The following is a 26,150-nucleotide window of genomic DNA, read 5'->3' as shown; positions in this document are numbered from 1 at the left end:
ACTGGCGCAGCCAGTTGGACAGACCGCGAACGCAGTAAGCGGGCTGCCCCGCAGGGGCGAGCGAAGCGAGTCAATCCCCCCCTCACCGCCATATTTTAAGAAGAGCTCGTACGAAAGTACGGGCTTTTTTTTCGCATGTGGCACCGCCCCCCTTCCCGGGGTCGGCATAAATGCCTCGCCCGGGCTACCCATCCCACAGGCCGCACCATTAGCCAGTAGCCCGGCCAAGCGCAGCGCCGCCGGGAATCACGCAAGCCGCACCACCAGTACCCCGTCCAGGCGCAGCGTCGCCGGGAAAAAACGAAGCTAATCCTCTTCCATCCGCTGATACTCTTCGCTGAGATAATCCACCAGCGCTCTGACGGAAGGTAATAAACCGCGCCGCGAGGCGAACACCGCATGAATGACTTCCCGACGCGGTTGCCACTCATCAAGCACGATTTCCAGCTCCCCTGATGCCAACTGATCGCGCACCATTAATAAAGGAAGTTGAACCACGCCAACGCCCGCCATGGCCGCCTCGCGCAGCGCCAGCATATCGCTGGTCACCATCCGCGGGGTGAAATAAACCTCGGCTCGCGCCCCCTCCGGACCGGTCAGCTGCCATTTATGCTGATGTTTTCCGGCGCCAATACTTAGCCCCGGCCAGGTACTCAATTCCGCCGGCGCCTGTGGGCGCCCAAGCCGAGCGATCAGCGCCGGACTCGCCACCAGGCGATGACCGCGATCGGCCAACACCCGCATGACCAGGTCGCTATCTTCAAATGGCCTTGGCCGCACGCGGATGGCCACGTCAACCCCCTCGCCCACCACATCCACCCGCCGATTGGTGGCTTCCAGATGCAGCGTTACCCCAGGGTATCGCACCATAAAGCGTGCCAGCATCGGGCCAACATGGGCATGCAGCAGGGTTACCGGGCAGGTGAGCTTGACGCTGCCGCGCGGTTCAGATTGCAGCGTTTCTACCGCCTGATGCGCCGCTTCGGCTTCTATCAACATCGCCTTGCAATGTTGGTAGAAAGTTTGGCCGACTTCCGTGACGGCGAACTGTCGGGTGGTTCGTTGAATCAGGCGCACGCCCAAGCGTTCTTCCAGTTGCGCAATGCGGCGGCTGAGTTTGGATTTAGGCTGGTCGAGCGCCCGACCAGCAGCGGCAAAACCGCCATGGTCTACCACCTGAACAAACCAGGCCAGGTCGTTGAGATCCTGCATCCTTTTCTCCATCGTTCCATTTTTAGAACAGTATAGGTCATTTTCGCTATCTACCGGAATATTAGCCCCAGATATAAGCTTATTCACATCAGATACAGACACGCAGGAGATAACCATGAAACAGATTACTGGCGTTTACACCGCCCCTTCGCAGCACTGGGTGGGCGACGGTTTCCCGGTTCGCTCAATGTTTTCTTACCAGACCCACGGCGAACAACTGAGCCCATTTTTACTGCTCGACTATGCCGGTCCGCATACTTTTCCGGCGGGAAACGGTAAACGCGGCGTCGGCGAGCATCCGCATCGCGGATTCGAAACCGTCACCATTGTCTACTCCGGTGAAGTAGAGCATCGCGACTCAACCGGCAGAGGCGGCGTTATCGGCCCTGGCGACGTGCAGTGGATGACGGCTGGCGCCGGGATCCTGCATGAAGAGTTCCACTCGGAAGCGTTCACCCGCTCCGGCGGTGAACTGAAAATGATGCAGCTGTGGGTCAACCTGCCGGCGAAAGACAAGATGACGACTCCGGGCTATCAGAGCATTACCGCAGACGTCATTCCGCAAGCGACGCTGGAAGACGATGCCGGGAGCGTCAGAGTGATTGCCGGGCGTTACGGCGATGTCGCCGGCCCAGCGCATACGTTCTCACCGTTGAACGTGTGGGATATGCAGCTCAAACAAAGTCACGATGTGACATTGCATCAGCCGGAAGGCTGGAGCACCGCGTTGGTTGTACTCGAGGGCGAAGTCACCGTCAACGGTACCGAAAACGCACGGGAAGGACAGCTGGTAGTGCTGAGCCAAAAAGGTGAAGCCTTCCATCTGGAAGCGGGCTCCAACGCGAAGGTTCTGCTGATGGCCGGCGAGCCGCTCCAGGAGCCGATCGTGGGCTACGGCCCGTTTGTGATGAATACCAAAACGCAAATTGCCGAAGCAATTCGCGATTTTAACAGCGGCCGTTTTGGCCAAATCTAACGAAATTGAGGTGAAGAATATGTCTACTCCAGCTAACTTTAACGGTTCTCGTCCGGTGATTGATGTTAACGATACCGCGATGCTGTTGATTGACCACCAAAGCGGCCTGTTTCAGACCGTCGGCGATATGCCGATGCCGGAACTGCGCGCTCGCGCCGCCGCGCTGGCGAAAATGGCATCGCTTGCCGGGATCCCGGTGATCACCACCGCTTCCGTGCCGCAGGGCCCGAACGGCCCGTTGATTCCGGAAATTCATGAAAATGCGCCGCATGCGAAGTATATTGCGCGTAAAGGCGAGATCAACGCCTGGGATAACCCGGAGTTTGTCGCCGCGGTGAAAGCCACCGGGCGTAAAACCTTAATCATTGCCGGTACTATTACCAGCGTCTGCATGGCTTTCCCGGCGATTGCCGCCGTCGCCGACGGTTATAAGGTGTTTGCCGTTATCGACGCCTCGGGTACCTATAGCAAAATGGCGCAGGAGATCACCCTGGCCCGCGTAGTCCAGGCCGGCGTAGTACCAATGGATACTGCCGCGGTAGCCTCTGAACTGCAGCGCACCTGGAACCGTCCGGATGCCGCCGAGTGGGCTGAGGTGTACACCAAAGTCTTCCCGGCGTATCAGTTGCTGATTGAAAGCTACAGCAAGGCGCAGGACGTCGTGAAGAATAACGAAAAGCTGGACTCCCAGCGTTAAAATAGCTGCCCCGTCGATGAATCGACGGGGCAGTGTTCATTGCTTAACCGAACGGTAAAGAAAGAAAAAAATATGCTTGACCGTTTTAGCTCAACTCCCTATAGTAGCGCCCCGTTGCCCACCCAAGGTGAGCAGCAAGACAATATGGTGAGGTGTCCGAGTGGCTGAAGGAGCACGCCTGGAAAGTGTGTATACGGCAACGTATCGGGGGTTCGAATCCCCCCCTCACCGCCATATTTTAAGAAGAGCTCGTACGAAAGTACGGGCTTTTTTTTCGCATGTGGCCCTCGCAGGGGGATGAGAATCCCCGACCGGGGTTCGACAACTGGCGCAGACAGTTGGACAGACCGCGAACGCAGTAAGCGGGCTGCCCCGCAGGAGCGAGCGAAGCGAGTCAATCCCCCCCTCACCGCCATATTTTAAGAAGAGCTCGTACGAAAGTACGGGCTTTTTTTTCGCATGTGGCACTCGCAGGGGGGATGAGAATCCCCGACCGGGGTTCGACAACTGGCGCAGCCAGTTGGACAGACCGCGAACGCAGTAAGCGGGCTGCCCCGCAGGGGCGAGCGAAGCGAGTCAATCCCCCCCTCACCGCCATATTTTAAGAAGAGCTCGTACGAAAGTACGGGCTTTTTTTTCGCATGTGGCACCGCCGCCCTTCCCGGGGTCGGCATAAATACCTCGCCCGGGCTACCCATCCCACAGGCCGCACCATTAGCCAGTAGCCCGGCCAAGCGCAGCGCCGCCGGGGAAATACTGCAAAAGCAACAAAGCCCGGGATATCCCGGGCTTTGCACACTCACTAGCGTTTAGTAATAGGCTTTCAACGTTCGCTGGCAGAGCGTTGAACGCACGCAGTCATCGGTGGTAAAGCGTACGATGCCAATCATGTCGTCTTCTTCAAAACGCGACAACGCATCGCTCAGACCCGATTTTACGCCAGAGGGCAAATCACACTGGGTAATATCGCCGTTGACGATAACCGTGACGTTCTCCCCGAGGCGGGTCAAAAACATCTTCATTTGCGCCGCGGTCACGTTCTGGGCCTCGTCCAGAATCACCACCGCATTTTCAAAAGTGCGTCCGCGCATATAGGCGAACGGCGCGATTTCTACCTTGCCGATTTCCGGACGCAGGCAGTATTGCATAAAAGAAGCGCCCAACCGCTTCACCAGCACGTCATATACCGGTCGGAAATAGGGAGCGAATTTTTCGGCGATATCTCCCGGTAAGAAGCCGAGATCTTCGTCGGCCTGCAGAACGGGACGGGTAACAATAATTCTGTCCACATCCTTATGGATCAGGGCTTCAGCTGCTTTAGCCGCGCTGATCCAGGTCTTCCCGCACCCGGCTTCGCCGGTGGCGAAAATCAGCTGTTTATTGTCGATGGCATTCAAATAATGCGCCTGAGCTTCATTACGCGCCTCAATCGGTGAAAGATCGCGGCTATCCCGCGCCATGCCGATTGCTTCTACGCCACTCATTTGCACAAGCGATGTGACCGATTCTTCTTCACGTTGTTTATGGCTACGCGAATCCCGTCTCAGCACACGTTTTGCCTCACGACGAGCTTTGATCACTGCTTTTTGTCTTCCCATGGATAGCACCTTGCGTTGTTGGTTTACATCACGCGCGTCAAGAGCAACGCGATTATGCGCACGAACGATTGAGGTTTGGCTTCCTTGTAAGCCATTGCTTGCCGATTGAATGGACAACGAGTCGCGGCTACGCGCACCGCGTACCCTGCCAGAGTTAGCCTGATTAGTAGTGGAAGAGATTGGGGTTACAGAGTGAAAATCGCTGCCGGAAGCTGGGCCTCCGTGCTGGAAAGTACGGTATGTGGTTTTACGTTGTCCGCTACAGGACCTTACCATTCGCGATCTCCATAGTGAGCGACATCACTGCCGGGAACTACCGCGTATGTAATAAGTACATCAAAAATTATTCTTAATGCAACTTATTTTTTACATTGACGCAACAATGGTTTCTAAAATCATTGTAGAAAACTATCCGTCATTTGTATTACAGAAATATAACACATGGCAGGAAATATATTGAATCCGAGAAAAACAGCAGAAAACGCCCTGCCTTCGCCGGCAGGACGTCTATCAGGCTTGCAACAGCGATTGTCCAAGATAATGCTGGTTATTCATCACGCCGGGCAATACAAAGAAGTATCCGCCGCCAATCGGTTTAACGTACTCCTCCAGGGCCTCGCCGTTCAGCCGTTTCTGCACCGTCAGGAATCCCTTTTCCAGATCGTGCTGATAGCAGACGAACAATAACCCCATATCCAGTTGCCCCGAGTTGGTGACTCCCAACGAATAGCTGTAACCGCGGCGCATCATCAGGCTGGACTGCGTTTCCGGCGTACGCGGGTTCGCAAGGCGAATATGGCTATCAAGGGCAATCACTTCGCCGTTCGGATCGCGACTATAGTCCGGAACATCATGTTCATGCTGCATCCCTAACGGCGCGCCAGAATGTTTATCGCGGCCAAAAATAGTCTGCTGCTCTTTCAGCGGCGTACGATCCCAGAACTCAACGTGGAACTGAATGATACGCGCAGCCTGATAACTACCGCCGATCGCCCAGGCCGGTTCGCCCTGGTCGGCAGTAACCCACACCACATTATCCATTAGCGCTTTATCCTGGCTCGACGGATTAGCGGTACCGTCTTTAAAGCCCAGCAGGTTAATAGGCGTTTCTTTGCCTTTGCTACGGGCCGCGCTATCAGAAATAAACCCTTCCCGCTTCCAGCGCACGCTCAGCAGATCGGGCGTGTGCTTGATAATGTCACGTAGTGCGTGAATGACCGTATCCTGGGTATTGGCACAAATCTGCAGTAGCAGATCGCCATGGCACAGCGCGGCATCCAGCGAATCATTCGGGAAACGCGTCATTGCCTGCAGTTTTTTAGGCGCTTTATCCGCTAATCCAAAGCGTTCATCGAACAGCGAATGGCCGACCGAGACGGTGATAGTCAGGTTATCCGGCGCAATCCACGGCCCTAAAATCCCGGAATCCATCGGCGGCAATCGGGGATTCGGGGTATCCGGCGCCGGACCGCCTGCGGTTAAAAAGGCGATCCGCTGGGTCAACAAGCGGAACAGGCGTTCGAGGTCGGCTTTATCCGCCGCCAGCACATCAAACGCCACCAGCATCATCGAGGCCTGCTGCGGCGTCAGGATGCCCGCCTGATGCGGGCCATAAAATGGCTGTTTTTCCTGACGCGCATCCGGTGCAAGCGTACCGGGAGAGCTTTCCGCTTTCGCCGCCTGCGCCATCGGGCAGCCCCCGCTGATGGCCAGCGCGCCGCCAAGCGCGCCGATCCCCTTCAGTAAGCGGCGACGTGACGGTTCATTCACGTCGCGTGGTTTTTGTTGTGTCATCGAATTAATCCAGGCCCAAAATCCCGCGCAGCTGTGCCAGATCTTCTGCCAGCGTCGTGATCGGCCCTTTCAGCGCATTACGGTCAGCGGTGGTGAGCTTGTCATAGGTCTCGAAACCGTCTTTCGTGCGGTATTTAGCGAGGATGGCATCAACTTTTTTAAAGTTGGCGTCAACCTTAGCCAGCAGCGCGCTATTATCTTTTTGCAGCTGCGGGCGCAGCAGGTCAACGATTTTTTGCGCGCCGTCGATGTTAGCCTGGAAGTCCCACAGGTCGGTATGGCTGTAACGATCTTCTTCGCCGCTAATTTTGCTGGCCGCCACTTCTTCGATCAGCCCAGCCGCGCCGCCTACCACTTTCGACGGCGGGAAAGCCAGCTCGCTAATGCGTTTTTGCAGTTCCAGCACATCGCTGTTCAACTGTTCGGCATAGTTTTCCATTCCCTTCACGCTGTTATCGCCAAACAGCGCTTTTTCCAGGCGGTGGAAACCGGTGAATTTCGGATCCTCAGCTTTTTTCTCAAAATCATCTTCACGGGCGTCAATGCTGCCGTCGAGGTCAGAGAACAGCTCAGCAATCGGCTCGATGCGCTCGTAGTGCTGACGGGTCGGGGCGTACAGCGCCTTCGCTTTCTCGATATCACCGGCTTTTACAGCATCGGTAAAGGCTTTAGTGCCGCTAACCAGCTGCGCGGTTTCCGCGGTAACGTAAGCTTTATAGGCAGTAATCGCCTCGCCAAGACTCAGCACCGCATTGGCTTTCGCCGCATCTTTGCTGGTTTCACCGGTGACAATAAGCTTACCTTTCGGGTTAGTCAGCAGGCCGCAGGTCATATCGTATTCGCCCGGCTGCAGGTTGGCCGTCAATTTTTGCGTAAATCCTGGCGCGATGTTTTCACGCTCCTCGACCACCATTACTCCTTTCAGGATCTCCCACTCCAGCGCTTTTTGGCTGTGGTTCTGGATGATGAACTGGGTTTTACCCGCCTTCACCGTCACATTCATCGGTTCGCACTGCTTGTCGTTGACGGTGACCTTCACCTGCGGGATATCCGCAGCCTGAGCGTAAAATGCGGAACTAAACAGCGCGGCGACGGTTAACTGCAGCGCAGTACGGCGAAAATGAATTATCATGACCATCCCTTTCGAAAAGTATGTTGTAACTATATTAATCAGCGGCGCCTGAATTACGCGGCTCGCGATGCTGTCGTTTTGCTGCCCGGCGGCAAGGCAAAGCACACCAGCGCCGGGATCAAATAGAGGAGATAAACCGCCACTTCACTGACGGTTGGCGTCTCCTGATAACCAAAGATGCCTTCCAGCAACGTGCCGAACAGCGTATGCGTCGATACCACGTTGCTAAGATCAAAGGCGACGTTCTGGAAATAATTCCACAGTCCCGCCTCATGGAAAGCGCGAATCGCCCCGGCGGCCAGACCGGCCGCCACCAGCAGGATAAACAGACTGGTCCATTTGAAGAACACGCCGAGATTAAGGCGGATACCGCCCCAGTAAAGCAGGAAACCTAATACCACCGCCGTGGCCAGGCCGAGCATCGCCCCCAGCGGCGGCCAGATGCCGACATCCTGCTGGAATGCCGCCAGCAGGAAAAAGACCGACTCCAGGCCTTCGCGGGCAACCGCAAAAAACACCATCATCACCAGCGCCCAGCCGTGGTTATTCCCGCGCTGCAGCGCGTTATCCACCGCCTGTTCCAGCTGTTGTTTGACGTTGCGCGACACTTTACGCATCCAGAACACCATCCAGGTGAGGATAAATACCGCTATCACCGCCACGATGCCTTCAAACAGCTCCTGTTCGCGCTGCGGAAATTCTCCGGTGGTCTCGTTAATAAAAATCCCCAGTCCGAGACAGAGCGCCGCCGCGAGGAATACGCCAATCCACATGACGCCGATCCAGCTGCCGCGCTGGGTTCGTTTTAAATAGCTGGCAATCAGGCTGACAATCAGCGCGGCTTCCAGCCCTTCGCGTAACATGATGAGAAATGGAACAAACATGCCGAAACCCTTAAATGTGAACCGCAGTCAACGGATGCAAAGATAGGTAAATATTTCTGATAGTGATTATCATTACAACAATGAGAAACACAAGCGAAATGTTCAGGGAATGATGACTAGTTGTAAATTAATCGCTACAAAATAGTCACTTGCGAAAATATCTCACCAGCTAAGCATTAAAATGGCATATAGCATGATTTTTTATGTCGCATATTTACCGGGCTTGAGCGCTGTGGCTAAATGGCGGTCCTGATTTATCTGCGAAATAAATAACATGACTCAAATTTTGCACTTCCTGCTGGCGCTGGCGGTTATTCTTGGCCTTGCCTGGCTTGCCAGCTATGACCGACAAAAAATCCGCATTCGCTATATTCTGCAGTTAATTATTATTGAAATCGCCCTGGCTTTCTTTTTCCTTCACGCCGAAAGCGGTTTATGGATAGTGAAAAATATCTCTGGCTTTTTTGCTTCGTTACTCGGGTTCGCCGCTGAAGGGACCAACTTCGTATTTGGCGGAATGGGTGAGAAAGGGCTGGCCTTTATTTTCCTCGGCGTACTGTGTCCGATCGTCTTTATTTCCGCGCTGATAGGTATTCTGCAACACTGGCGTATTCTGCCGATCTTTATTCGTCTTATCGGCACCCTACTGTCGAAGGTGAACGGCATGGGCAAGCTGGAATCCTTCAACGCCGTCAGCTCGCTGATCCTCGGCCAGTCGGAAAACTTTATTGCTTACAAAGGCGTACTCGGGGACCTCTCTTCGCGTCGCCTGTTCACGATGGCGGCGACCGCCATGTCAACGGTATCACTGTCGATCGTCGGCGCGTATATGACCATGCTTGATGCGAAATACGTGGTGGCGGCGTTGATTCTTAATATGTTCAGCACCTTTATTGTGCTGTCGATTATTAATCCTACGCGCCCCGGTAGCGAAGCAGAAATAAAGCTTGAAAAGATGCATGAATCGCAGAGCTTCTTTGAAATGCTGGGCGAATATATCCTGGCAGGCTTTAAGGTGGCGATGATTATTCTGGCGATGCTAATCGGCTTTATCGCCCTGATTAGCGCCGTTAATGCGTTATTTGCGACCGTTTTCGGCCTAAGCTTCCAGCAAATCCTCGGTTACGTCTTTTATCCGCTGGCGTGGCTGGTGGGTATTCCTTTAAGCGACGCGTTAAATGCCGGCAGTATTATGGCTACCAAGCTGGTTGCCAATGAATTCGTGGCGATGATCGAGCTGCAGAAAATTGCCGCCAGCATGACGCCGCGCGGGCTAGGGATCCTTTCGGTGTTCCTCGTCTCGTTTGCCAACTTCGCCTCCATTGGCATCATTGCCGGGGCGATTAAAGGGCTTAACGAGCAACAAGGCAACACCGTTTCCCGCTTCGGCCTGCGTCTGGTCTATGGCGCGACGCTGGTGAGCCTGCTGTCAGCCAGTTTTGCCGGACTGGTGCTGTAACTCATCGGGCGGGGGAGCTCCCCGCCCTGCGTTTCAGAAGTGTACGCAGACCGGCTGATCAACGCGCATAACGGACTCCTGGGCGAACCGCGCCTTATAAGTATTACGCAGCGCTTCAATCCCCTGCTCGCTTTTCGCATCTTTGCTATGAATCAGCATGAGCGCCTTGCTGGACTCGCGGGCGACTGCGCCATTGTTGCCTAACCACTGGCCGCGGGCGTCAAAAACCGTCAGGCCATCGCGAAAACGCGGCGTCACATCGCGGTCGACAAACTGCTGCCACTCCTGGGCAGTAATATCTTTCCCCGCCGGCCGGCTAAGGCCGAAATAAAGGGTGGTTTGCATCATCCTGTTATCCGCCGGGCAGGCGTTATTATCAACGTGCGCGGCGCTTTTTTCGGATGGCGCCACGCATCCTGCCAATAGTGCGGCAACGATCAGCGCCGCAGCGCCCTGGGGTAATTTCATTTGCTATCCTCATGGTTTTTTGTACACAGATATCAGCGTATTTTCAGTGAATTAGCAAGAGATGCGCGAACATTACTCTCTGGCGATACGGCGTATTTTCTTTTGTTCTACACTGATAAACACAGCCTGGGCGAAATTCTTTTTTAAATTATTTCCTGCGTTTTTTATTTCAAAGACTTCTCTATAGTTGAGCGTTTTTAACTGGCCTGGCGGCCGCGTAAAATAACAACTGGAATAATTCATGATAGAAAATAATGAGTTAGCTAATATTGAGAAAAGAATTGTCACCCGCTTTCTCGATATGTTTATTAAGTTCGGCTTGATACTGGCGCTGGCCTCCTTCTGCTTTACCGTCTTCTCGCCGTTCCTGAACATGATGCTGTGGGCGCTGATTCTGGCCGTCACCCTCTATCCTTTACATCAACACATCGCGCGACGCATAGGCGGGCGGCAGGGGCTGGCATCGACCATATTAGTATTATTCGGCCTGCTGATTATCGTCATCCCGACCATTTTCATGGTGACCTCGCTTGGCGAAAGCGCCGGTAGCCTGATTGATAAAGTCAGCGGAAGCGATCTGACGCTGCCGCCGCCATCGGCTAACGTCGCCTCCATTCCCCTCGTCGGCGGTAAGCTGTATGCGTTCTGGCTGAAGGCCTCGGCGGACCTGCCGGCGGTACTGAGCAGTTATCACACGCAAATTGGCGAGGCGGCGAAACTGGTGCTCGGCGTGCTGGCAAGTATGGGCGGCGGGCTGCTGGGCTTTGTTCTCTCCTTTATTGTTGCCGGCGCCATCATGACCTGGGGCGCGGCGGGCGCCAACAGCGCCAAACGTATCGCCATCCGTATCACCGATGAAAATAAAGGTCTTGCCCTGAGTCGCCTGTGCACCGGCACCATTCGCGCCGTGGCGCAGGGGGTTATTGGCGTGGCGCTGATTCAGGCCTTGCTGACGGGAATTATCATTGCGTTGGCGGGGATCCCGGCCGCCGGCATCTTCTTCGTGCTGGCGCTGGTGCTCGGCATCGCGCAAATCCCGGTGATTCTGGTTACCGCCCCGGCGATTGCCATTATGTGGATGACCGGCGACCACGGCACCGCGGTGAATGTCGTGTTTACCGTCCTGCTGATTGTCGCCGGGATGGTCGATAACGTCCTCAAACCGCTGATGTTGGGCCGCGGCGTAGATGCGCCGATGCCGATCGTTCTGCTCGGCGCGTTGGGCGGCATGGCCACCGATGGCATTCTCGGGATGTTTATTGGCGCCACCCTGCTCTCCATCGGGTATCTGATCTTCATGAACTGGGTAAACGAAGGCGCGGCGAAGTAACCGCCTTGCCGCCAGTCGCTTTCCGCCGGGCCTTACAGGCGGCGAAAAAAAACGGCTCCCTGATGGGAGCCGTTGCGGTTTCTGATGCTCGCTACTTTTATTCAGCGGTAGCACGTACCGGCGGCGCGGAATGGTAATGCGCGTCCGCTTCGGCAAAACGCTGTTGCATCGCCGCCGATGGCGCTTTGCCCAGCAGGCTGAAGACCACAATCCCGATACTGCCGAACAGGAAGCCAGGGATGATTTCATACAGTCCCAGCCAGCCGAACTGTTTCCAGACGATAACCGTGACCGCGCCAATAATCATTCCGGCCAGCGCGCCGTTACGGGTCATACGCGACCACATCACCGAGAACAGCACGACCGGGCCAAATGCGGCGCCAAAGCCTGCCCATGCGTAGCTGACCAGACCCAGTACGCGGTTTTCCGGGTTAGCGGCCAGCGCAATCGCAATCAGCGCCACCACCAGCACCATAAAGCGGCCGATCCAGACTAACTCTTTCTGACCGGCGTTTTTACGCAGGAAGGCTTTATACAGATCTTCGGTAATAGCGCTGGAGCAGACCAGCAGCTGGCAGCTCAGGGTCGACATGACCGCCGCCAGAATAGCCGACAGCAGGATCCCGGCAATCCACGGGTTAAACAGGATTTGCGCCAGCTCGATAAATACCCGTTCGGCGTTCTGGTTAACCGCGCCCGCCAGGCTCGGGTTGTTATTAAAGTAGGCGATACCGAAGAAACCAACCGATACCGCGCCCGCCAGGCACAGGATCATCCAGGTCATACTAATACGACGCGCATGAACAATGCTGTGATGAGAATCCGCCGCCATAAAGCGCGCCAGAATATGCGGCTGACCGAAATAACCGAGACCCCAACCCATCAGCGAAATAATCGCCACGAAGTTCAGTCCCTTGAGCATATCGATATTTTCGATGCTTTTTTGCTTAATCACTTCCAGCGAATCGCCGAAACCGCCGACCGAGATAATCACCATCACCGGCGTTAAAATCAGCGCGAAGATCATCAGGCTGGCCTGCACGGTATCGGTCCAGCTTACCGCCAGGAAACCGCCCACGAAGGTATAAATGATTGTCGCCGCGGCGCCGGCCCACAGCGCGGTTTCATAGCTCATACCAAAGGTGCTTTCAAACAGACGCGCGCCGGCAACAATCCCGGAAGCACAATAAATAGTGAAGAACAGTAGGATAACCAGCGCGGAGATAATACGCAGCACGCGGCTTTTATCTTCGAAACGGCCGGTAAAATAGTCCGGCAGCGTCAGGGCGTTGTTGTTGACTTCGGTATGCACGCGCAGACGCCCGGCCACCAGTTTCCAGTTAATCCACGCCCCCAGGGTCAGGCCGATGGCGATCCAGCTTTCGGAAATCCCGGAGAGAAAAATCGCTCCCGGTAGCCCCATCAGCAGCCAGCCGCTCATATCCGATGCACCGGCAGAGAGCGCGGTCACAAATGGCCCAAGGCTGCGGCCGCCGAGAATATAATCGTCAAAGTTTTTGGTTGAGCGCCAGGCAATAAAACCTATCAGTACCATGCCAAAAATATAAACAATAAACGTCACCAACATGGGTGTGCTAATAGCCATGCAAATCTCCAGAATTTATTTCGACAACGTCCAACTTTGTCGTTTTAGCCACTACCGGAACGGGGTAATGGCGTATTGGTTGTATTGGGCGAGCGTATCCTGACGGATGCGTCGGTATTTCACAAACGATTTAACACAGCATTTACACGAAAGTTGTCTCAGGAAAAATAGCAATTTTCTATAGGTTGCACTCCCTCACGTTTTTACGGGTTGCACCTGAAAAAACTGTTAAGCAACGCAGATAAATACGTTATTTGAATGAGGCTATTTATTGGAAAATCTTATCAACACTATTAACAATTCATTCATTTCTCAGCTTGCTAGCCAGGTCACAATTAACAAGGTTGCACAAAGTTGCAACATAGGTGATATTTCTACGCAACCGATAAAAGGGCATTACATAGCTAACAGGAGTTCCCGCAATGGGCACCACCACCATGGGTGTAAAACTTGACGACGCCACGCGCGAACGCATTAAGTCCGCCGCGAGCCGTATTGACCGCACGCCGCACTGGCTGATTAAGCAAGCCATTTTCAACTATCTGGAAAAGCTGGAAAACGACGAGACGCTGCCGGAACTGCCGGCGCTCCTCTCCGGCGCCGCCAATGAAAGTGATGAAGCAGGCGCTCCGGCGGACGAGCCGTATCAGCCGTTCCTCGAATTCGCCGAACAAATCCTGCCGCAGTCGGTCAGCCGCGCGGCGATCACCGCGGCCTGGCGTCGCCCGGAAACCGATGCGGTACCGATGTTGCTGGAACAGGCCCGTCTGCCGCAGCCGTTAGGCGAACAGGCGCACAAGCTGGCTTACCAACTGGCGGAAAAACTGCGTAATCAGAAAACCGCCAGCGGCCGCGCCGGGATGGTGCAAAGCTTGCTGCAGGAATTCTCACTCTCCTCACAAGAAGGCGTGGCGCTGATGTGCCTGGCCGAAGCGCTGCTGCGTATTCCGGATAAAGCCACCCGTGATGCGCTAATCCGCGACAAAATCAGCAACGGCAACTGGCAATCGCATATCGGCCGTAGCCCGTCGCTGTTCGTCAACGCCGCCACCTGGGGCTTGTTGTTTACCGGGAAACTGGTGTCGACCCATAACGAGACCAGCCTCTCCCGCTCGCTGAACCGCATTATTGGCAAGAGCGGCGAACCGCTGATCCGCAAAGGCGTCGATATGGCGATGCGCCTGATGGGCGAGCAGTTCGTCACCGGGGAAACCATCGCCGAAGCGCTGGCCAACGCCCGCAAGCTGGAAGAGAAAGGGTTCCGTTACTCCTACGATATGCTCGGCGAAGCCGCGCTGACCGCCGCCGATGCGCAGGCCTACATGGTCTCTTATCAGCAGGCGATCCACGCCATCGGTAAAGCCTCCAACGGCCGCGGCATTTATGAAGGTCCGGGTATCTCGATTAAACTCTCCGCGCTGCACCCGCGCTACAGCCGCGCGCAGTATGACCGGGTCATGGAAGAGCTCTATCCGCGCCTTAAATCGCTGACGCTGCTGGCGCGCCAGTACGACATCGGTATTAACATCGACGCCGAAGAGGCCGATCGTCTGGAGATCTCCCTCGATCTGCTGGAAAAACTGTGCTTTGAACCGGAATTGGCCGGCTGGAACGGAATCGGCTTTGTTATTCAGGCCTACCAGAAACGCTGCCCGTTTGTGATTGATTCGCTGATCGACATGGCGACCCGCAGCCGTCGTCGCCTGATGATCCGCCTGGTGAAAGGCGCCTATTGGGATAGCGAAATCAAACGCGCGCAGATGGAAGGCCTCGAAGGCTATCCGGTTTATACCCGTAAGGTCTACACCGACGTTTCTTATCTCGCCTGCGCCAAAAAGCTGCTGGCGGTACCGAACCTGATTTATCCGCAATTTGCTACCCATAACGCCCACACGCTGGCGGCTATCTACCAACTGGCTGGACAAAACTACTATCCTGGCCAGTATGAATTCCAGTGCCTGCACGGCATGGGCGAACCGCTGTATGAGCAGGTCGTGGGCAAAGTCGCCGACGGCAAACTAAACCGTCCGTGCCGTATCTACGCGCCGGTCGGTACCCATGAAACGCTGCTGGCTTATCTGGTACGTCGTTTGTTGGAAAACGGCGCCAATACCTCCTTCGTTAACCGTATCGCGGATAATACCCTGCCGCTGGACGAACTGGTGGCCGATCCGGTCAGCGCGGTAGAAAAACTGGCGCAGCAGGAAGGCCAGGCCGGCCTGCCGCATCCGAAAATTCCGTTGCCGCGCGATCTCTACGGTAACGGCCGCAGCAACTCCGCCGGTCTGGATCTGGCTAACGAACACCGACTGGCCTCCCTCTCCTCTTCGCTGCTTAACAGCGCGCTGCACAAGTGGCAGGCGCTACCGATGCTGGAGCAGCCGGTGGCCGAAGGCGAAATGCAGCCGGTCATCAACCCGGCAGAACCGAAAGATATCGTCGGCTACGTGCGCGAAACCAGCGATGCCGAAGTGCAGCAGGCGCTAACCAGTGCTATCAATAACGCGCCAATCTGGTTCGCCACCCCGCCGCAGGAACGCGCCGCCATTCTTGAGCGCGCCGCCGTGTTGATGGAAAGCCAGATGCCGACCCTGATGGGGATCCTGGTACGCGAAGCTGGCAAAACCTTCAGCAACGCCATTGCTGAAGTGCGCGAAGCCGTCGACTTCCTGCACTATTATGCCGGTCAGGTGCGTGACGATTTCGATAATGAAACCCACCGCCCGTTAGGTCCGGTCGTCTGTATCAGCCCGTGGAACTTCCCGCTGGCGATCTTCACCGGCCAGATTGCCGCGGCGCTGGCGGCAGGCAACAGCGTGCTGGCCAAACCGGCCGAGCAGACGCCGCTTATCGCCGCGCAAGGCGTGGCGATTCTGCTGGAAGCCGGCGTGCCGCCGGGCGTGATTCAACTGCTGCCGGGCCGCGGGGAAACCGTCGGCGCCGCGCTAACCTCAGATGAACGCGTACGCGGCGTAATGTTTACCGGTTCGACCGAAGTAGCGACGCTGCTGCAGCGCAACATCGCTAACCGCCTTGATGCGCAGGGCCGTCCGACACCGCTTATCGCGGAAACCGGCGGTATGAACGCGATGATCGTCGACTCGTCGGCGCTCACCGAGCAGGTGGTGATCGACGTACTGGCCTCGGCTTTCGACAGCGCCGGCCAACGCTGTTCTGCCCTGCGCGTGCTGTGCCTGCAGGAAGAAGTCGCCGACCATACGTTAACCATGCTGCGCGGCGCAATGAGCGAATGCCGGATGGGTAATCCGGGTCGCCTGACCACCGATATCGGCCCGGTAATCGACGCGGAAGCCAAAGAGAATATCGAACGCCATATTCAGGCGCTGCGCGCGAAAGGCCGCAATGTCTTCCAGGCGGTACGTGAAAATAGCGAAGATGCCCACGAATGGAATCACGGTACGTTCGTCGCGCCGACACTTATCGAACTCGAGAGCTTCGACGAACTGAAAAAAGAGGTCTTTGGCCCGGTTCTGCACGTGGTGCGCTATAACCGTAACGAACTGGATAAGCTGGTCGAGCAGATTAACGCCTCCGGCTACGGTCTGACCCTCGGCGTGCATACCCGCATCGACGAAACCATCGCTCAGGTCACCGGCAGCGCGAAAGTCGGCAACCTGTATGTTAACCGCAATATGGTTGGCGCGGTGGTCGGCGTACAGCCGTTCGGCGGCGAAGGGTTATCGGGTACCGGCCCGAAAGCCGGCGGCCCGCTGTACCTGTATCGCCTGCTGTCCAGTCGCCCGCAGGGCGCGGTCGGCGTCACTTTCGCCCGCCAGGATGCGGAGCGTCCGCTGGACGCCCAGTTGAAAACGCTGCTGGAAAAACCGCTGCAGGCGCTGCAGCAGTGGGCGGCAGGCCGTCCTGAACTGCAGGCGCTGTGTCAGCAATACAGCGAGCTGGCGCAAAGCGGCACCCAACGTCTGCTGCCAGGACCAACCGGCGAGCGTAATACCCTGACGCTGATGCCGCGCGAACGCGTATTGTGCGTGGCGGATAACGAGCAGGACGCGCTGATTCAGCTGGCGGCGGCGATGGCGGTTGGCTGTGAAGTGCTGTGGCCGGATAGCGCCCTGCAGCGCGAACTGGCGAAGAAACTGCCGCGTGAGGTCAGCGAGCGGATTCATTTTGCGAAAGCGGATCAGTTGACCAGCCAGGCTTTCGACGCGGTCATTTATCACGGTGATTCCGATCAGTTGCGCGAGCTGTGTGAGCAGGTGGCGGCGCGCGACGGGGCGATTGTATCGGTGCAGGGCTTTGCCCGCGGCGAAACCAATCTGCTGCTGGAGCGCCTGTATATCGAGCGTTCGTTGAGCGTCAACACCGCCGCGGCAGGCGGTAACGCCAGCCTCATGACCATCGGCTAAAACGGGCTCCCCGGTGGCGCTACGCTTACCGGGGCTACATAACCCCGCCAAAGGGTAGCCCGGATGAGGCGCTGTGCGCCGTCTTCCGGGAAATCTACGGCGTGTTCAACTAATGACAGCCGACGTCAGCTGTGCTTAATTAAGGCTCCCGGATGGGAGCTTTTTTTATGGGAGTAGAACGATGAAACGCACTTTAATTGCCGTGGCTGCCCTATTAGCCAGCGGTGCGGCGTGGGCGGATGACTGCAGCAACGCCAACACGCAAACCGAAATGAATCAGTGTGCCGCCGCACAATATCAGGCGGCCGATAAAAAGCTGAATGAGACCTGGCAGCAGGCGCTGAAACGCGCCTCCGGCCAACAGCTGGAATTGCTGAAAAAAGCCCAGCAGGCGTGGATTTCCCTGCGTGACGCCGATTGCGCGTTTCTCGCTTCCGGCGCGGAAGGCGGCAGTATGCAACCGATGCTGATAAGCCAGTGTATGACCGATAAGAGCGTCGAGCGCGAAGCCTTCCTCGCCTCGCTGCTTCAGTGCGAAGACGGCGACCAAAACTGCCCGCTGCCGCCGGCCAATTAACGTACGCGGATCCCTTCGATAATCATCCGCTGCACGTTATCCACGGTTTGCTGGAAAAACAACTCATCCTGCAGCGTTGCGCCGGTCACCGCCTCCACCTGAGTGGCGAAATCGGCGTAATGCTGCGTCGTCGCCCAGATCATAAAGATAAGGTGCTGCGGATCGACCGCCGCCAGCTTGCCGCTATCAATCCATGACGAGATTATCGCCGACTTTTCATCTATCAACGCCTTTAGATCGCCGGTCAGTTCGCCCATCAGCAGCGGCGCCCCCTGCAGCATCTCCAGACAGAACAGCCTGGAGGCCTGAGGATGATCGCGCGATACCTCAAGCTTGAGGCGAATATATTCGCGGATCGCCACCAGCGGACTGATATCTTCGCGAAATGCCCGCAGCGGCGCCAGCCAGATGGCGAGGATCCGCTGCAGCACGGCAACGTACAGCGCCTCTTTTGACGGGTAGTAATAGAGTAAATTGGTTTTCGACACCCCGGCCAGTTCAGCGACCTGCTCCAGCCGCGTACCGTGAATGCCGAACTGCGAGAAGGTCTCCAGCGCAGCGGCCAGAATGGCCTCTTTTTTGGCGCTCACCGCCTGTGAACGCTTGCCGGTTTTTTTCACGGCGCCCTGTGCCATACGTCTTCTCCTTCAGTAGTCGTCTTCAGCATAGCAAAAGCCCCTCGCCGACACGACCCTGCGCACTCCGATCGCGCATGACTGCCGTTTTTTCGTGCACTGATTTTGACCATTCAGTCCACATTTTTACCTTCAAATCCAGCAACCATTACGCAACACATTAATAACAAAACCTTTTTTAAAACTGGCATTACCTTTGCTTTATTTCCACTGCGAGGTGGTTCGGGGAGAGGCAGGATGCCGCACCGCGCGATTTCATCTTCCATGACGACAGAGAGGTAGTTATGAAAATCGGTGTTTTCGTTCCCATTGGTAATAACGGCTGGTTAATCTCCACCCATGCGCCGCAGTATATGCCGTCCTTCGAACTGAATAAGGCGATTGTGCAGAAGGCCGAGCGCTACCATTTCGACTTCGCGCTCTCCATGATCAAACTGCGCGGCTTTGGAGGAAAAACGGAATTCTGGGATCATAACCTGGAATCGTTCACCCTGATGGCCGGTCTGGCGGCGGTGACGTCGAAGATAGAGATTTATGCCACCGCCGCGACGCTGACGCTCCCTCCGGCCATCGTCGCCCGCATGGCGTCCACTATCGACTCTATCTCCGGCGGACGTTTTGGCGTGAATCTGGTGACCGGCTGGCAAAAACCGGAATATGACCAGATGGGGATCTGGCCCGGCGATGAATACTTCGCCAGTCGCTATGACTACCTGACTGAATACGTTACGGTTCTGCGCGACCTGTGGGGCACCGGGCGCAGCGATTTTAAAGGTGATTACTTCACCATGAACGACTGCCGGGTCAGCCCGCGGCCCTCGCAGCCGATGAAGGTTATCTGCGCCGGGCAAAGCGACGCCGGCATGGCGTTCTCCGCCCAACACGCCGACTACAACTTTTGCTTTGGCAAAGGGGTTAATACCCCCGCCGCCTTCGCGCCCACCGCCGCACGTATGATGCAGGCGGCGGAAAAAACCGGTCGCGACGTCGGCTCCTACGTGCTGTTTATGGTGATCGCCGACGAAACCGACGAAGCGGCCCGCGCTAAATGGGAACACTACAAGGCCGGCGCGGATGACGAGGCGCTGGCATGGCTGACCGAACAGAGCCAGAAAGATACCCGCTCCGGCAGCGATACCAACGTCCGCCAGATGGCCGACCCCACCTCCGCGGTCAACATCAATATGGGCACCCTCGTCGGCTCTTATGCCAACGTCGCCCGTATGCTCGATGAGGTGGCAGCGGTCCCCGGTACCGACGGCGTACTACTGACCTTCGATGATTTCCTGCAGGGCATTGACGCCTTCGGCGAACGTATTCAGCCGCTGATGCGCTGCCGTGACCACATTGCTCCCATTAACCGCGAGGTGGCCTGATGATGATTACCCTTCCCGCTCGCCCGGAATCGCTGACCTTGTCGCCGCAGCACAGCGCGCTGATCGTGGTCGATATGCAAAACGCCTATGCAAGCCACGGCGGATACCTGGATCTCGCCGGTTTTGACGTCTCCGCCACCCGGCCGGTTATCGATAATATTAATCTCGCGGTGGCCGCCGCCCGCGCCGCCGGCATGTTAATCATCTGGTTCCAGAATGGCTGGGACGAACAGTATGTGGAAGCCGGCGGTCCCGGCTCGCCGAATTACCATAAATCCAACGCGCTGAAGACCATGCGCCAACGTCCCGAACTGCAGGGTAAATTACTGGCGAAAGGCGGTTGGGATTATCAACTGGTTGATGAATTGCGGCCGCAGGAGGGCGATATCGTCCTGCCGAAACCGCGCTACAGCGGTTTCTTCAATACCCCGCTCGACAGCATTTTACGCAGCCGCGGTATTCGCCACCTGGTGTTCACCGGCATCGCCACCAACGTCTGCGTCGAATCGACGCTGCGCGATGGCTTCTTCCTCGAATACTTCGGCGTGGTGCTGGAAGATGCTACCCATCAGGCAGGCCCCGCCTTCGCGCAACAGGCGGCGTTGTTCAACATTGAAACCTTTTTCGGCTGGGTCAGCGATGTCGGTAGCTTCTGTCGTGCCATAGAAGGCGCCGCCCCGCTCGCTTTTTGCGAGGAGAAACGCTATGCCTAAACAGGTGATTATTCCCCCCGGCACCGCTACGCCGATTGCCCCCTTTGTTCCTGGGACGCTCGCCGACGGGGTGGTATATGTATCCGGCACTCTGCCGTTTGATAAGCAAAACGATGTGCTCTACCCCGGTGACCCAAAGGCGCAAACCCGTCACGTGCTGGAGACCATCAAATGCGTTATCGAAACGGCGGGGGGCAGTATGGCGGATGTGACCTTCAACAGTATCTTTATCACCGACTGGCAAAATTACGCCGCGATTAACGAGGTTTACGCTGAGTTTTTCCCCGGTGATAAACCGGCGCGTTTCTGTATTCAGTGCGGGCTGGTGAAACCCGATGCGCTGGTGGAGATTGCCAGCGTCGCCCATATCGGTACTCCAATATGATGAGGCTCAATATTGCCCCACCGCCGTGGCCCGGCGCGCCGGTGGTGGTGCTGAGCGCCGGTCTTGGCGGCGGTGGCGCGTACTGGCTGGCGCAGCGGGCGGCGCTGGCACAGCATTATCAACTGGTGTTCTATGACCATAACGGTACCGGGGAGAACAACGGCCCGTTGCCGGAAAATTACAGCATGGCGTCGATGGCGCAGGAGCTTTTCCTCGCTCTGCAGGCGGCCGGTCTCATGCGCTTCGCGCTGGTTGGCCACGCGCTGGGGGCGCTGATTGGGATGCAGCTTGCGCTCGACTATCCGCGCGCGGTCCGCGCGCTGGTGCTGGTTAACGGTTGGCTAACCCTTTCCCCGCATACCCGCCGCTGCTTTCAGGTTCGCGAACGCCTGCTGCATGCCGGCGGCGCTCAGGCGTGGGTCGAGGCTCAACCGCTGTTTCTCTATCCGGCGGAGTGGATGGCGGCCCGCCTGCCGCGTCTCGAAGCTGAAGACGCGTTGGCCATTAGCCATTTCCAGGGCAAGGAGAATTTACTGAAACGGCTGCAGGCTCTGAAACAGGCGGATTTTTCGCGCCGCGCGGCGGCTATCGCCTGCCCGACGCTTATCATCAGCGCCGCCGACGACCTGTTGGTACCCGCCTCCTGCTCGCGAATGCTGCAGGCGTCTATCCCCGATAGCCGACTCGTGGAAATGGCCTGGGGCGGCCATGCCTGTAACGTTACCGACAGCGACACTTTTAACCCCCTTTTATGCGACGGACTGGCGGCCCTGCTGCCGGTCGCCGAGGAGAATATATGAGCGAAGCAATCAACCAAAAGGCTTGCGAGACGCTATTCACCCACGCCCGAACCTACAACGGCTGGCGCGAACAGGCGGTTAGCGATCGGCAACTGCAGGAGATTTACGACTTGATGAAAATGGGGCCGACCTCGGCCAACTGTTCACCGGCGCGAATCGTTTTTGTGCGCAGCGCCGAGGGCAAAGCGAAACTCCGCCCAACGCTCTCCAGCGGCAATATGGAAAAAACCATGCAGGCGCCGGTCACCGCCATCGTGGCCTGGGATAGCGCGTTTTACGACCGCTTGCCCGCGCTGTTTCCCCACGGCGACGCCCGGAGCTGGTTTACTTCCAGCCCGCAGCTGGCCGAGGAAACCGCCTTTCGCAACAGCTCGCTGCAGGCGGCGTATCTAATTTTCGCCTGCCGCGCGCTGGGCCTCGACACCGGTCCGATGTCGGGGTTCGACCGCGAGAAAGTCGATGCGGCGTTTTTCGCCGACAGCGGCTGGAAAAGCAATCTGCTGGTGAATATCGGCTATGGCAACCCCGACAAACTGTACGACCGGCTGCCGCGCCCGAGCTTTGATGAAGCCTGCCTGCTGGCATAAGGAGACAGTAATGAACGTAGCGGATCAACACAGTTTTCGTGACGCCATGGCTCATGTCGGCGCGGCGGTCAACATCATCACCACCGAAGGGCCTGCCGGGCGCGCCGGTTTTACCGCCAGCGCAGTATGCAGCGTAACCGATACCCCGCCGACGCTGCTGGTATGTCTCAACCGTTCGGCGTCAGTCTGGCCGGTATTCAGCGAACATCAAACCCTTTGCGTCAATACCCTCTCGGCAGGGCAGGAGACATTATCGAATACTTTTGGCGGCAAAACCCCGATGGCGGAACGTTTCGCCGCCGCCGACTGGCAAACCGGCGCGACCGGCTGCCCGCGGCTGAAAGAGGCGCTGGTCAGTTTCGACTGCCGCATCGACCAGCGGCTGCAGGTCGGCACCCATGACATTCTGTTTTGCCAGGTCGTGGCCATCACCCGCCAACAGGATCCGCGAGGTTTGATGTGGTTTGACCGCAGCTACCACACGCTTATGCGGCCCGTTTGTTAACCTCTCACCCGGGATATCATCATGGCACTCTTCAATTTTCCTCGCTGGCAGTTGACCTCCCCCGCCACGGATGCCGGCGTTGTCGCCCCGGATGAACGTCTATCCGCCGGGCAAACGCTGATCATGGGCGTTCAGCACGCCGTGGCAATGTTTGGCGCAACCGTATTAATGCCTTTATTGATGGGGCTTGATCCGAACCTGGCTATCCTGATGTCGGGAGTGGGCACTCTGCTGTTCTTTGTCGTCACCGGCGGCCGGGTACCGAGCTATCTTGGCTCCAGCGCCGCCTTCGTCGGCGTGGTCATCACCGTGACCGGCTTTACCGGTCAGGGGTTGAATCCTCATCTCAGCATCGCCCTCGGCGGTATTATCGCCTGCGGGCTGCTCTATACCCTGATCGGTCTGGTGGTGATGAAAATCGGCACCGGCTGGATAGAGCGTCTGATGCCGCCGGCGGTAACCGGCGCGGTGGTGATGGCGATCGGTCTTAACCTGGCGCCGATTGCCGTGCACAGCGTTTCCGCCAATGCCTTCGACAGCTGGATGGCGATGCTGACGGTGCTGTGTATCGGCGCCGTCGCGGTGTTTACCCGAGGACTGCTGCAGCGTCTGCTGATCCTGATGGGGCTTATTATCGCCTGTGCGCTCTATGCGCTGCTGGCCAACGGATTCGGTCTTGGCAAACCGCTGGATTTTGCCCCTGTCGCTCAGGCGGCATGGTTTGGGGTCCCGCACTTTACTTCGCCCACCTTTGACACCCAGGCGATGCTGCTGATTGCGCCGGTGGCGATTATTCTGGTGGCGGAAAACCTGGGGCATTTGAAGGCCGTCGCGGGAATGACCGGGCGTAATCTGGATCCCTGGATGGGGCGCGCGTTTGTCGGCGACGGGCTGGCGACCCTGCTTTCCGGCGCCTGCGGCGGTAGTGGCGTCACCACCTATGCGGAGAATATCGGCGTCATGGCGGTAACCAAAGTCTATTCAACGCTGGTGTTTGTCGCCGCGGCGCTGATCGCCATCCTGCTCGGCTTTTCGCCCAAGTTCGGCGCCCTGATTCATACGATCCCAGGCCCGGTAATAGGCGGCGCGTCAATCGTGGTTTTTGGTTTGATTGCGGTCACCGGGGCGCGGATATGGGTGCAGAATCGGGTCGATCTCAGCCAGAATGCGAATTTAATCATGGTGGCGGTGACGCTGGTTCTGGGCGCAGGCGATTTTACCTTGTCGTTGGGGGGCTTTCGCCTGGGCGGGATTGGCACGGCGACTTTCGGCGCTATTCTACTGCATGCGTTGCTTAACCGCCGCCAGCATCAGGAAAAGGTGGCGAAAGCCACTACGGTATAACGTGAGTATTGGTTCGCCCCGGCGGCGCGGCTGCCGGGGCGAAAATTAGGGCTCGCGCCGATCCGCGAGCTCTGGTGCTTCCTCCGCCACGATCTGCGGCCGCGATTTTTTCTTCCACTTCAGCTCGCTGACCAGCACCCCGGCGAGAATAAACAGACAGCCCACCAGCGCCAGCAGCGGCAGACGCTCGCCGGCGATACGACCAAACACGCCAGCCCAAACCGGCTCGCCGGTGTAAATCAGCGTCGCCCGCGTCGGCGATACGCTACGCTGCGCCCAGTTCATGGTGACCTGAATAATGGCGCTGAAAATCCCCAGTCCCAGCGCGACGGCCAGCAGTTCCGGGCGCATCGGCGGGATAGACTCCCCTGCCGGGCCCATCGCGGCAAAAGCCACCAGCGAGGCAGTCGCCAACTGTACCACCGTCACCCGGCGCACATCGACCTGACGCGCCCACGCGCTGATTAAAATGATCTCGGCAGCGATAGCCACCGCGCTTGCCAGGGTAATCATTTCGCCAATCCCCAAAGCCAGCAGGTTGTTTTCCGGCCCCGCCAGCAGGATCAGCCCGATAAACGCCAGCACGATGCCCACGCAAGACATGACGCCGGGCATGCGCCCCAGACAGAGCCACTGCAACAGCGGCACCAGCGGCACATACATGGCGGTAATAAACGCCGATTTACTGCTGGAGATAGACTGTAAGCCCCAGGTTTGCAGGCTGTATCCGAGCGCAATCGCTACGCCAATCGCCACACCGGCCTTAACCTCAAGCCAGGTCAGGCCGCGTAGCGTACGCAGCGACAGTAGCGCCACCGCCAGCGCGGCGGTGGCGAAGCGCAGGCCGACGAAGAAAAACGGCCCGCTAAAGCTCACGGCGTATTGTACGGCAAGAAAGGTACCGCCCCAGAACATGGTGATCACAATCAGGATCAGTTCCTGCGGCGTTATCGAGAGTTTGAGCGAAGACATGAGGCGACCAATAGCAAAATATAGCTAATCAGTTTCGCAGGCGCTTCAGGCTAAAAGCAACACTCATTAACAAAAAAACCGCCGACATACGTCGGCGGCGAGGGTGATGCGGCAGGGTCGGGGGAGATTAACACCGCATCATTAAAGACAGTCCCGGCTAGCTATTGCGATTACCGTGACTATTTTTACCCCCTTTTTTGCCAGCTTCCGAGGCGCGTTGAGGATCGTTTTTAAAGTTCCCCCCGCTGTGCTGGCCACCTTTACGACCTGCTTCTGATGCTCTGGCACGATCTTCGGCAAAGTTGCCGGAACCGCCACGATGGTTTGCCATTACTGACCTCCATTGGGTTTGACATCATATTGCATTAGGTGAGTTCAGGGCCTAAGCCCCCGCGACATATGGCATGGCCATTATGCATCGCGTGCTTATAAGCGTAGTAAATGAAACTCATTCCCTGGAAAAATAGTCACATCCCGCAACATTTAATCGTTAAAACCAGACGCCAGCCGCCAGCGCAACCGCTAAGCATTTCTTCTCACAGCTGAAATCAGCCCTGCGTAAAATGTATCTATTTGCTACGAGGTATGTTGCAAATTAATCTTTGCCATTTTGTTATAAATCAAACAAATGTTTGTTGGATTTGCACTCTGCGCCACAGGTCTTATCTTTATAGATAGCCAGTCGTTTGGCTGGACAATTACGCAACCGAGGAGT

Annotated in this window: 23 protein-coding genes and 1 tRNA gene; 14 read left to right on the top strand and 10 right to left on the bottom strand. The window is 56.9% G+C overall.

Going from position 1 to position 26,150, the window contains the following annotated elements; genetic code table 11:
- Window positions 1-306: 306 nt before the first annotated feature.
- Window positions 307-1,212, bottom strand: a complete 906-nt coding sequence (locus PGR79_RS21315; RefSeq protein WP_015367227.1) for a LysR family transcriptional regulator — start codon at window positions 1,210-1,212, stop codon at window positions 307-309.
- 115 nt (window positions 1,213-1,327) lie between these two features.
- Between PGR79_RS21315 and PGR79_RS21310 the strand changes: the two genes are divergently transcribed.
- The 3 genes from PGR79_RS21310 to PGR79_RS21300 all read left to right on the top strand — a co-directional run bounded on the left by PGR79_RS21310 (window position 1,328) and on the right by PGR79_RS21300 (window position 3,119).
- Window positions 1,328-2,188, top strand: a complete 861-nt coding sequence (locus PGR79_RS21310) for a pirin family protein (protein ID WP_087858027.1) — start codon at window positions 1,328-1,330, stop codon at window positions 2,186-2,188.
- 19 nt (window positions 2,189-2,207) lie between these two features.
- On the top strand, window positions 2,208-2,885 hold the full coding sequence (locus tag PGR79_RS21305; RefSeq protein ID WP_015367229.1) for an isochorismatase family protein: 678 nt from the start codon (window positions 2,208-2,210) through the stop codon (window positions 2,883-2,885).
- A gap of 146 nt (window positions 2,886-3,031) precedes the next feature.
- A tRNA-Ser gene (locus tag PGR79_RS21300) sits at window positions 3,032-3,119 on the top strand.
- 575 nt (window positions 3,120-3,694) lie between these two features.
- Here the strand turns inward: PGR79_RS21300 and phoH are convergent.
- The 4 genes from phoH to efeU all read right to left on the bottom strand — a co-directional run bounded on the left by phoH (window position 3,695) and on the right by efeU (window position 8,293).
- Window positions 3,695-4,483, bottom strand: a complete 789-nt coding sequence (phoH, locus tag PGR79_RS21295) for a phosphate starvation-inducible protein PhoH (protein ID WP_015367231.1) — start codon at window positions 4,481-4,483, stop codon at window positions 3,695-3,697.
- Between the two features lie 510 nt (window positions 4,484-4,993).
- Entirely contained in the window at window positions 4,994-6,277 is a 1,284-nt protein-coding gene (efeB, locus tag PGR79_RS21290; protein WP_430922467.1) for an iron uptake transporter deferrochelatase/peroxidase subunit, read from the bottom strand.
- Window positions 6,278-6,281: 4 nt separating this feature from the next.
- The gene (gene efeO, locus PGR79_RS21285) at window positions 6,282-7,409 is read right to left on the bottom strand and encodes an iron uptake system protein EfeO (RefSeq protein WP_087858030.1); all 1,128 of its coding nucleotides are present in this window, start codon (window positions 7,407-7,409) and stop codon (window positions 6,282-6,284) included.
- A gap of 53 nt (window positions 7,410-7,462) precedes the next feature.
- Entirely contained in the window at window positions 7,463-8,293 is an 831-nt protein-coding gene (efeU, locus tag PGR79_RS21280) for an iron uptake transporter permease EfeU (protein ID WP_047043553.1), read from the bottom strand.
- Between the two features lie 274 nt (window positions 8,294-8,567).
- Here efeU and PGR79_RS21275 point away from each other — a divergent pair, with 274 nt between their 5' ends.
- A complete protein-coding gene (locus PGR79_RS21275) occupies window positions 8,568-9,752 on the top strand; it encodes a NupC/NupG family nucleoside CNT transporter (RefSeq protein WP_113374216.1) in 1,185 nt (394 codons plus the stop codon).
- Window positions 9,753-9,785: 33 nt separating this feature from the next.
- On the opposite strand, the gene PGR79_RS21270 is transcribed toward PGR79_RS21275, so the two are convergent.
- Window positions 9,786-10,220: a DUF3574 domain-containing protein gene (locus PGR79_RS21270; protein WP_430915014.1), complete on the bottom strand. Its 435-nt coding sequence runs from the start codon at window positions 10,218-10,220 to the stop codon at window positions 9,786-9,788.
- 241 nt (window positions 10,221-10,461) lie between these two features.
- Between PGR79_RS21270 and PGR79_RS21265 the strand changes: the two genes are divergently transcribed.
- Window positions 10,462-11,550 (top strand): AI-2E family transporter, encoded by a 1,089-nt coding sequence (locus tag PGR79_RS21265; protein WP_020079160.1) that lies wholly within the window; start codon window positions 10,462-10,464, stop codon window positions 11,548-11,550.
- A 97-nt stretch (window positions 11,551-11,647) separates the two neighbouring features.
- Here the strand turns inward: PGR79_RS21265 and putP are convergent, their stop codons facing one another.
- Window positions 11,648-13,156 carry a sodium/proline symporter PutP gene (gene putP, locus PGR79_RS21260; RefSeq protein WP_045365591.1) on the bottom strand — a complete coding sequence of 503 codons (1,509 nt, stop codon included), beginning with the start codon at window positions 13,154-13,156 and terminating at the stop codon, window positions 11,648-11,650.
- Window positions 13,157-13,578: 422 nt separating this feature from the next.
- Here putP and putA point away from each other — a divergent pair, with 422 nt between their 5' ends.
- A complete protein-coding gene (gene putA, locus PGR79_RS21255) occupies window positions 13,579-17,541 on the top strand; it encodes a trifunctional transcriptional regulator/proline dehydrogenase/L-glutamate gamma-semialdehyde dehydrogenase (protein ID WP_113374218.1) in 3,963 nt (1,320 codons plus the stop codon).
- Between the two features lie 181 nt (window positions 17,542-17,722).
- Window positions 17,723-18,118, top strand: a complete 396-nt coding sequence (locus PGR79_RS21250) for a lysozyme inhibitor LprI family protein (protein ID WP_087858034.1) — start codon at window positions 17,723-17,725, stop codon at window positions 18,116-18,118.
- Here PGR79_RS21250 and rutR read toward each other — a convergent pair.
- Window positions 18,115-18,753, bottom strand: coding sequence for an HTH-type transcriptional regulator RutR (gene rutR / locus PGR79_RS21245; protein ID WP_015367241.1), 639 nt, complete (start codon window positions 18,751-18,753; stop codon window positions 18,115-18,117). The two genes, PGR79_RS21250 and rutR, sit on opposite strands and share 4 nt — an antisense overlap.
- Window positions 18,754-19,037: 284 nt before the next feature.
- Here rutR and rutA point away from each other — a divergent pair, with 284 nt between their 5' ends.
- The 7 genes from rutA to rutG are packed head-to-tail and all read left to right on the top strand — an operon-like array spanning window position 19,038 to window position 24,463.
- The gene (gene rutA, locus PGR79_RS21240; protein ID WP_113374219.1) at window positions 19,038-20,129 is read left to right on the top strand and encodes a pyrimidine utilization protein A; all 1,092 of its coding nucleotides are present in this window, start codon (window positions 19,038-19,040) and stop codon (window positions 20,127-20,129) included.
- 2 nt (window positions 20,130-20,131) lie between these two features.
- The gene (gene rutB / locus PGR79_RS21235) at window positions 20,132-20,842 is read left to right on the top strand and encodes a pyrimidine utilization protein B (protein WP_113374299.1); all 711 of its coding nucleotides are present in this window, start codon (window positions 20,132-20,134) and stop codon (window positions 20,840-20,842) included.
- A complete protein-coding gene (gene rutC, locus PGR79_RS21230) occupies window positions 20,835-21,227 on the top strand; it encodes a pyrimidine utilization protein C (RefSeq protein ID WP_113374220.1) in 393 nt (130 codons plus the stop codon). Before rutB ends, rutC begins: the two co-directional genes overlap by 8 nt.
- Window positions 21,224-22,027, top strand: a complete 804-nt coding sequence (gene rutD, locus PGR79_RS21225) for a pyrimidine utilization protein D (RefSeq protein ID WP_113374221.1) — start codon at window positions 21,224-21,226, stop codon at window positions 22,025-22,027. The genes rutC and rutD overlap by 4 nt, the downstream gene beginning before the upstream one ends.
- A complete protein-coding gene (locus PGR79_RS21220) occupies window positions 22,024-22,614 on the top strand; it encodes a malonic semialdehyde reductase (RefSeq protein WP_113374222.1) in 591 nt (196 codons plus the stop codon). Before rutD ends, PGR79_RS21220 begins: the two co-directional genes overlap by 4 nt.
- Before the next feature lie 10 nt (window positions 22,615-22,624).
- On the top strand, window positions 22,625-23,119 hold the full coding sequence (gene rutF, locus PGR79_RS21215; protein ID WP_113374223.1) for an NADH-dependent FMN reductase RutF: 495 nt from the start codon (window positions 22,625-22,627) through the stop codon (window positions 23,117-23,119).
- Window positions 23,120-23,140: 21 nt separating this feature from the next.
- Window positions 23,141-24,463 carry a pyrimidine utilization transport protein G gene (gene rutG / locus PGR79_RS21210; protein WP_113374224.1) on the top strand — a complete coding sequence of 441 codons (1,323 nt, stop codon included), beginning with the start codon at window positions 23,141-23,143 and terminating at the stop codon, window positions 24,461-24,463.
- A 45-nt stretch (window positions 24,464-24,508) separates the two neighbouring features.
- Here rutG and PGR79_RS21205 read toward each other — a convergent pair whose 3' ends face one another.
- Both PGR79_RS21205 and PGR79_RS21200 read right to left on the bottom strand, forming a co-directional pair.
- The gene (locus PGR79_RS21205; protein ID WP_113374225.1) at window positions 24,509-25,435 is read right to left on the bottom strand and encodes a DMT family transporter; all 927 of its coding nucleotides are present in this window, start codon (window positions 25,433-25,435) and stop codon (window positions 24,509-24,511) included.
- A gap of 157 nt (window positions 25,436-25,592) precedes the next feature.
- On the bottom strand, window positions 25,593-25,766 hold the full coding sequence (locus PGR79_RS21200; protein WP_015367250.1) for a general stress protein: 174 nt from the start codon (window positions 25,764-25,766) through the stop codon (window positions 25,593-25,595).
- Between the last annotated feature and the right edge of the window lie 384 nt (window positions 25,767-26,150).

It is taken from the genome of Klebsiella sp. 141161, assembly GCF_050600815.1.
GTDB classification, from domain to species: Bacteria; Pseudomonadota; Gammaproteobacteria; order Enterobacterales; family Enterobacteriaceae; genus Klebsiella; species Klebsiella aerogenes.
This window is presented reverse-complemented; position numbering and strand designations above follow the sequence as displayed.

Excerpts from the sequence above, each read along its gene's own strand:
- PGR79_RS21315 (WP_015367227.1), bottom strand. The coding sequence starts at position 1,212 with ATGCAGGATCTCAACGACCTGGCCTGGTTTGTTCAGGTGGTAGACCAT.
- PGR79_RS21310 (WP_087858027.1), top strand. The coding sequence starts at position 1,328 with ATGAAACAGATTACTGGCGTTTACACCGCCCCTTCGCAGCACTGGGTG.
- PGR79_RS21305 (WP_015367229.1), top strand. The coding sequence starts at position 2,208 with ATGTCTACTCCAGCTAACTTTAACGGTTCTCGTCCGGTGATTGATGTT.
- phoH (WP_015367231.1), bottom strand. The coding sequence starts at position 4,483 with ATGGGAAGACAAAAAGCAGTGATCAAAGCTCGTCGTGAGGCAAAACGT.
- efeB (WP_430922467.1), bottom strand. The coding sequence starts at position 6,277 with ATGACACAACAAAAACCACGCGACGTGAATGAACCGTCACGTCGCCGC.
- efeO (WP_087858030.1), bottom strand. The coding sequence starts at position 7,409 with ATGATAATTCATTTTCGCCGTACTGCGCTGCAGTTAACCGTCGCCGCG.
- efeU (WP_047043553.1), bottom strand. The coding sequence starts at position 8,293 with ATGTTTGTTCCATTTCTCATCATGTTACGCGAAGGGCTGGAAGCCGCG.
- PGR79_RS21275 (WP_113374216.1), top strand. The coding sequence starts at position 8,568 with ATGACTCAAATTTTGCACTTCCTGCTGGCGCTGGCGGTTATTCTTGGC.
- PGR79_RS21270 (WP_430915014.1), bottom strand. The coding sequence starts at position 10,220 with ATGAAATTACCCCAGGGCGCTGCGGCGCTGATCGTTGCCGCACTATTG.
- PGR79_RS21265 (WP_020079160.1), top strand. The coding sequence starts at position 10,462 with ATGATAGAAAATAATGAGTTAGCTAATATTGAGAAAAGAATTGTCACC.
- putP (WP_045365591.1), bottom strand. The coding sequence starts at position 13,156 with ATGGCTATTAGCACACCCATGTTGGTGACGTTTATTGTTTATATTTTT.
- putA (WP_113374218.1), top strand. The coding sequence starts at position 13,579 with ATGGGCACCACCACCATGGGTGTAAAACTTGACGACGCCACGCGCGAA.
- PGR79_RS21250 (WP_087858034.1), top strand. The coding sequence starts at position 17,723 with ATGAAACGCACTTTAATTGCCGTGGCTGCCCTATTAGCCAGCGGTGCG.
- rutR (WP_015367241.1), bottom strand. The coding sequence starts at position 18,753 with ATGGCACAGGGCGCCGTGAAAAAAACCGGCAAGCGTTCACAGGCGGTG.
- rutA (WP_113374219.1), top strand. The coding sequence starts at position 19,038 with ATGAAAATCGGTGTTTTCGTTCCCATTGGTAATAACGGCTGGTTAATC.
- rutB (WP_113374299.1), top strand. The coding sequence starts at position 20,132 with ATGATTACCCTTCCCGCTCGCCCGGAATCGCTGACCTTGTCGCCGCAG.
- rutC (WP_113374220.1), top strand. The coding sequence starts at position 20,835 with ATGCCTAAACAGGTGATTATTCCCCCCGGCACCGCTACGCCGATTGCC.
- rutD (WP_113374221.1), top strand. The coding sequence starts at position 21,224 with ATGATGAGGCTCAATATTGCCCCACCGCCGTGGCCCGGCGCGCCGGTG.
- PGR79_RS21220 (WP_113374222.1), top strand. The coding sequence starts at position 22,024 with ATGAGCGAAGCAATCAACCAAAAGGCTTGCGAGACGCTATTCACCCAC.
- rutF (WP_113374223.1), top strand. The coding sequence starts at position 22,625 with ATGAACGTAGCGGATCAACACAGTTTTCGTGACGCCATGGCTCATGTC.
- rutG (WP_113374224.1), top strand. The coding sequence starts at position 23,141 with ATGGCACTCTTCAATTTTCCTCGCTGGCAGTTGACCTCCCCCGCCACG.
- PGR79_RS21205 (WP_113374225.1), bottom strand. The coding sequence starts at position 25,435 with ATGTCTTCGCTCAAACTCTCGATAACGCCGCAGGAACTGATCCTGATT.
- PGR79_RS21200 (WP_015367250.1), bottom strand. The coding sequence starts at position 25,766 with ATGGCAAACCATCGTGGCGGTTCCGGCAACTTTGCCGAAGATCGTGCC.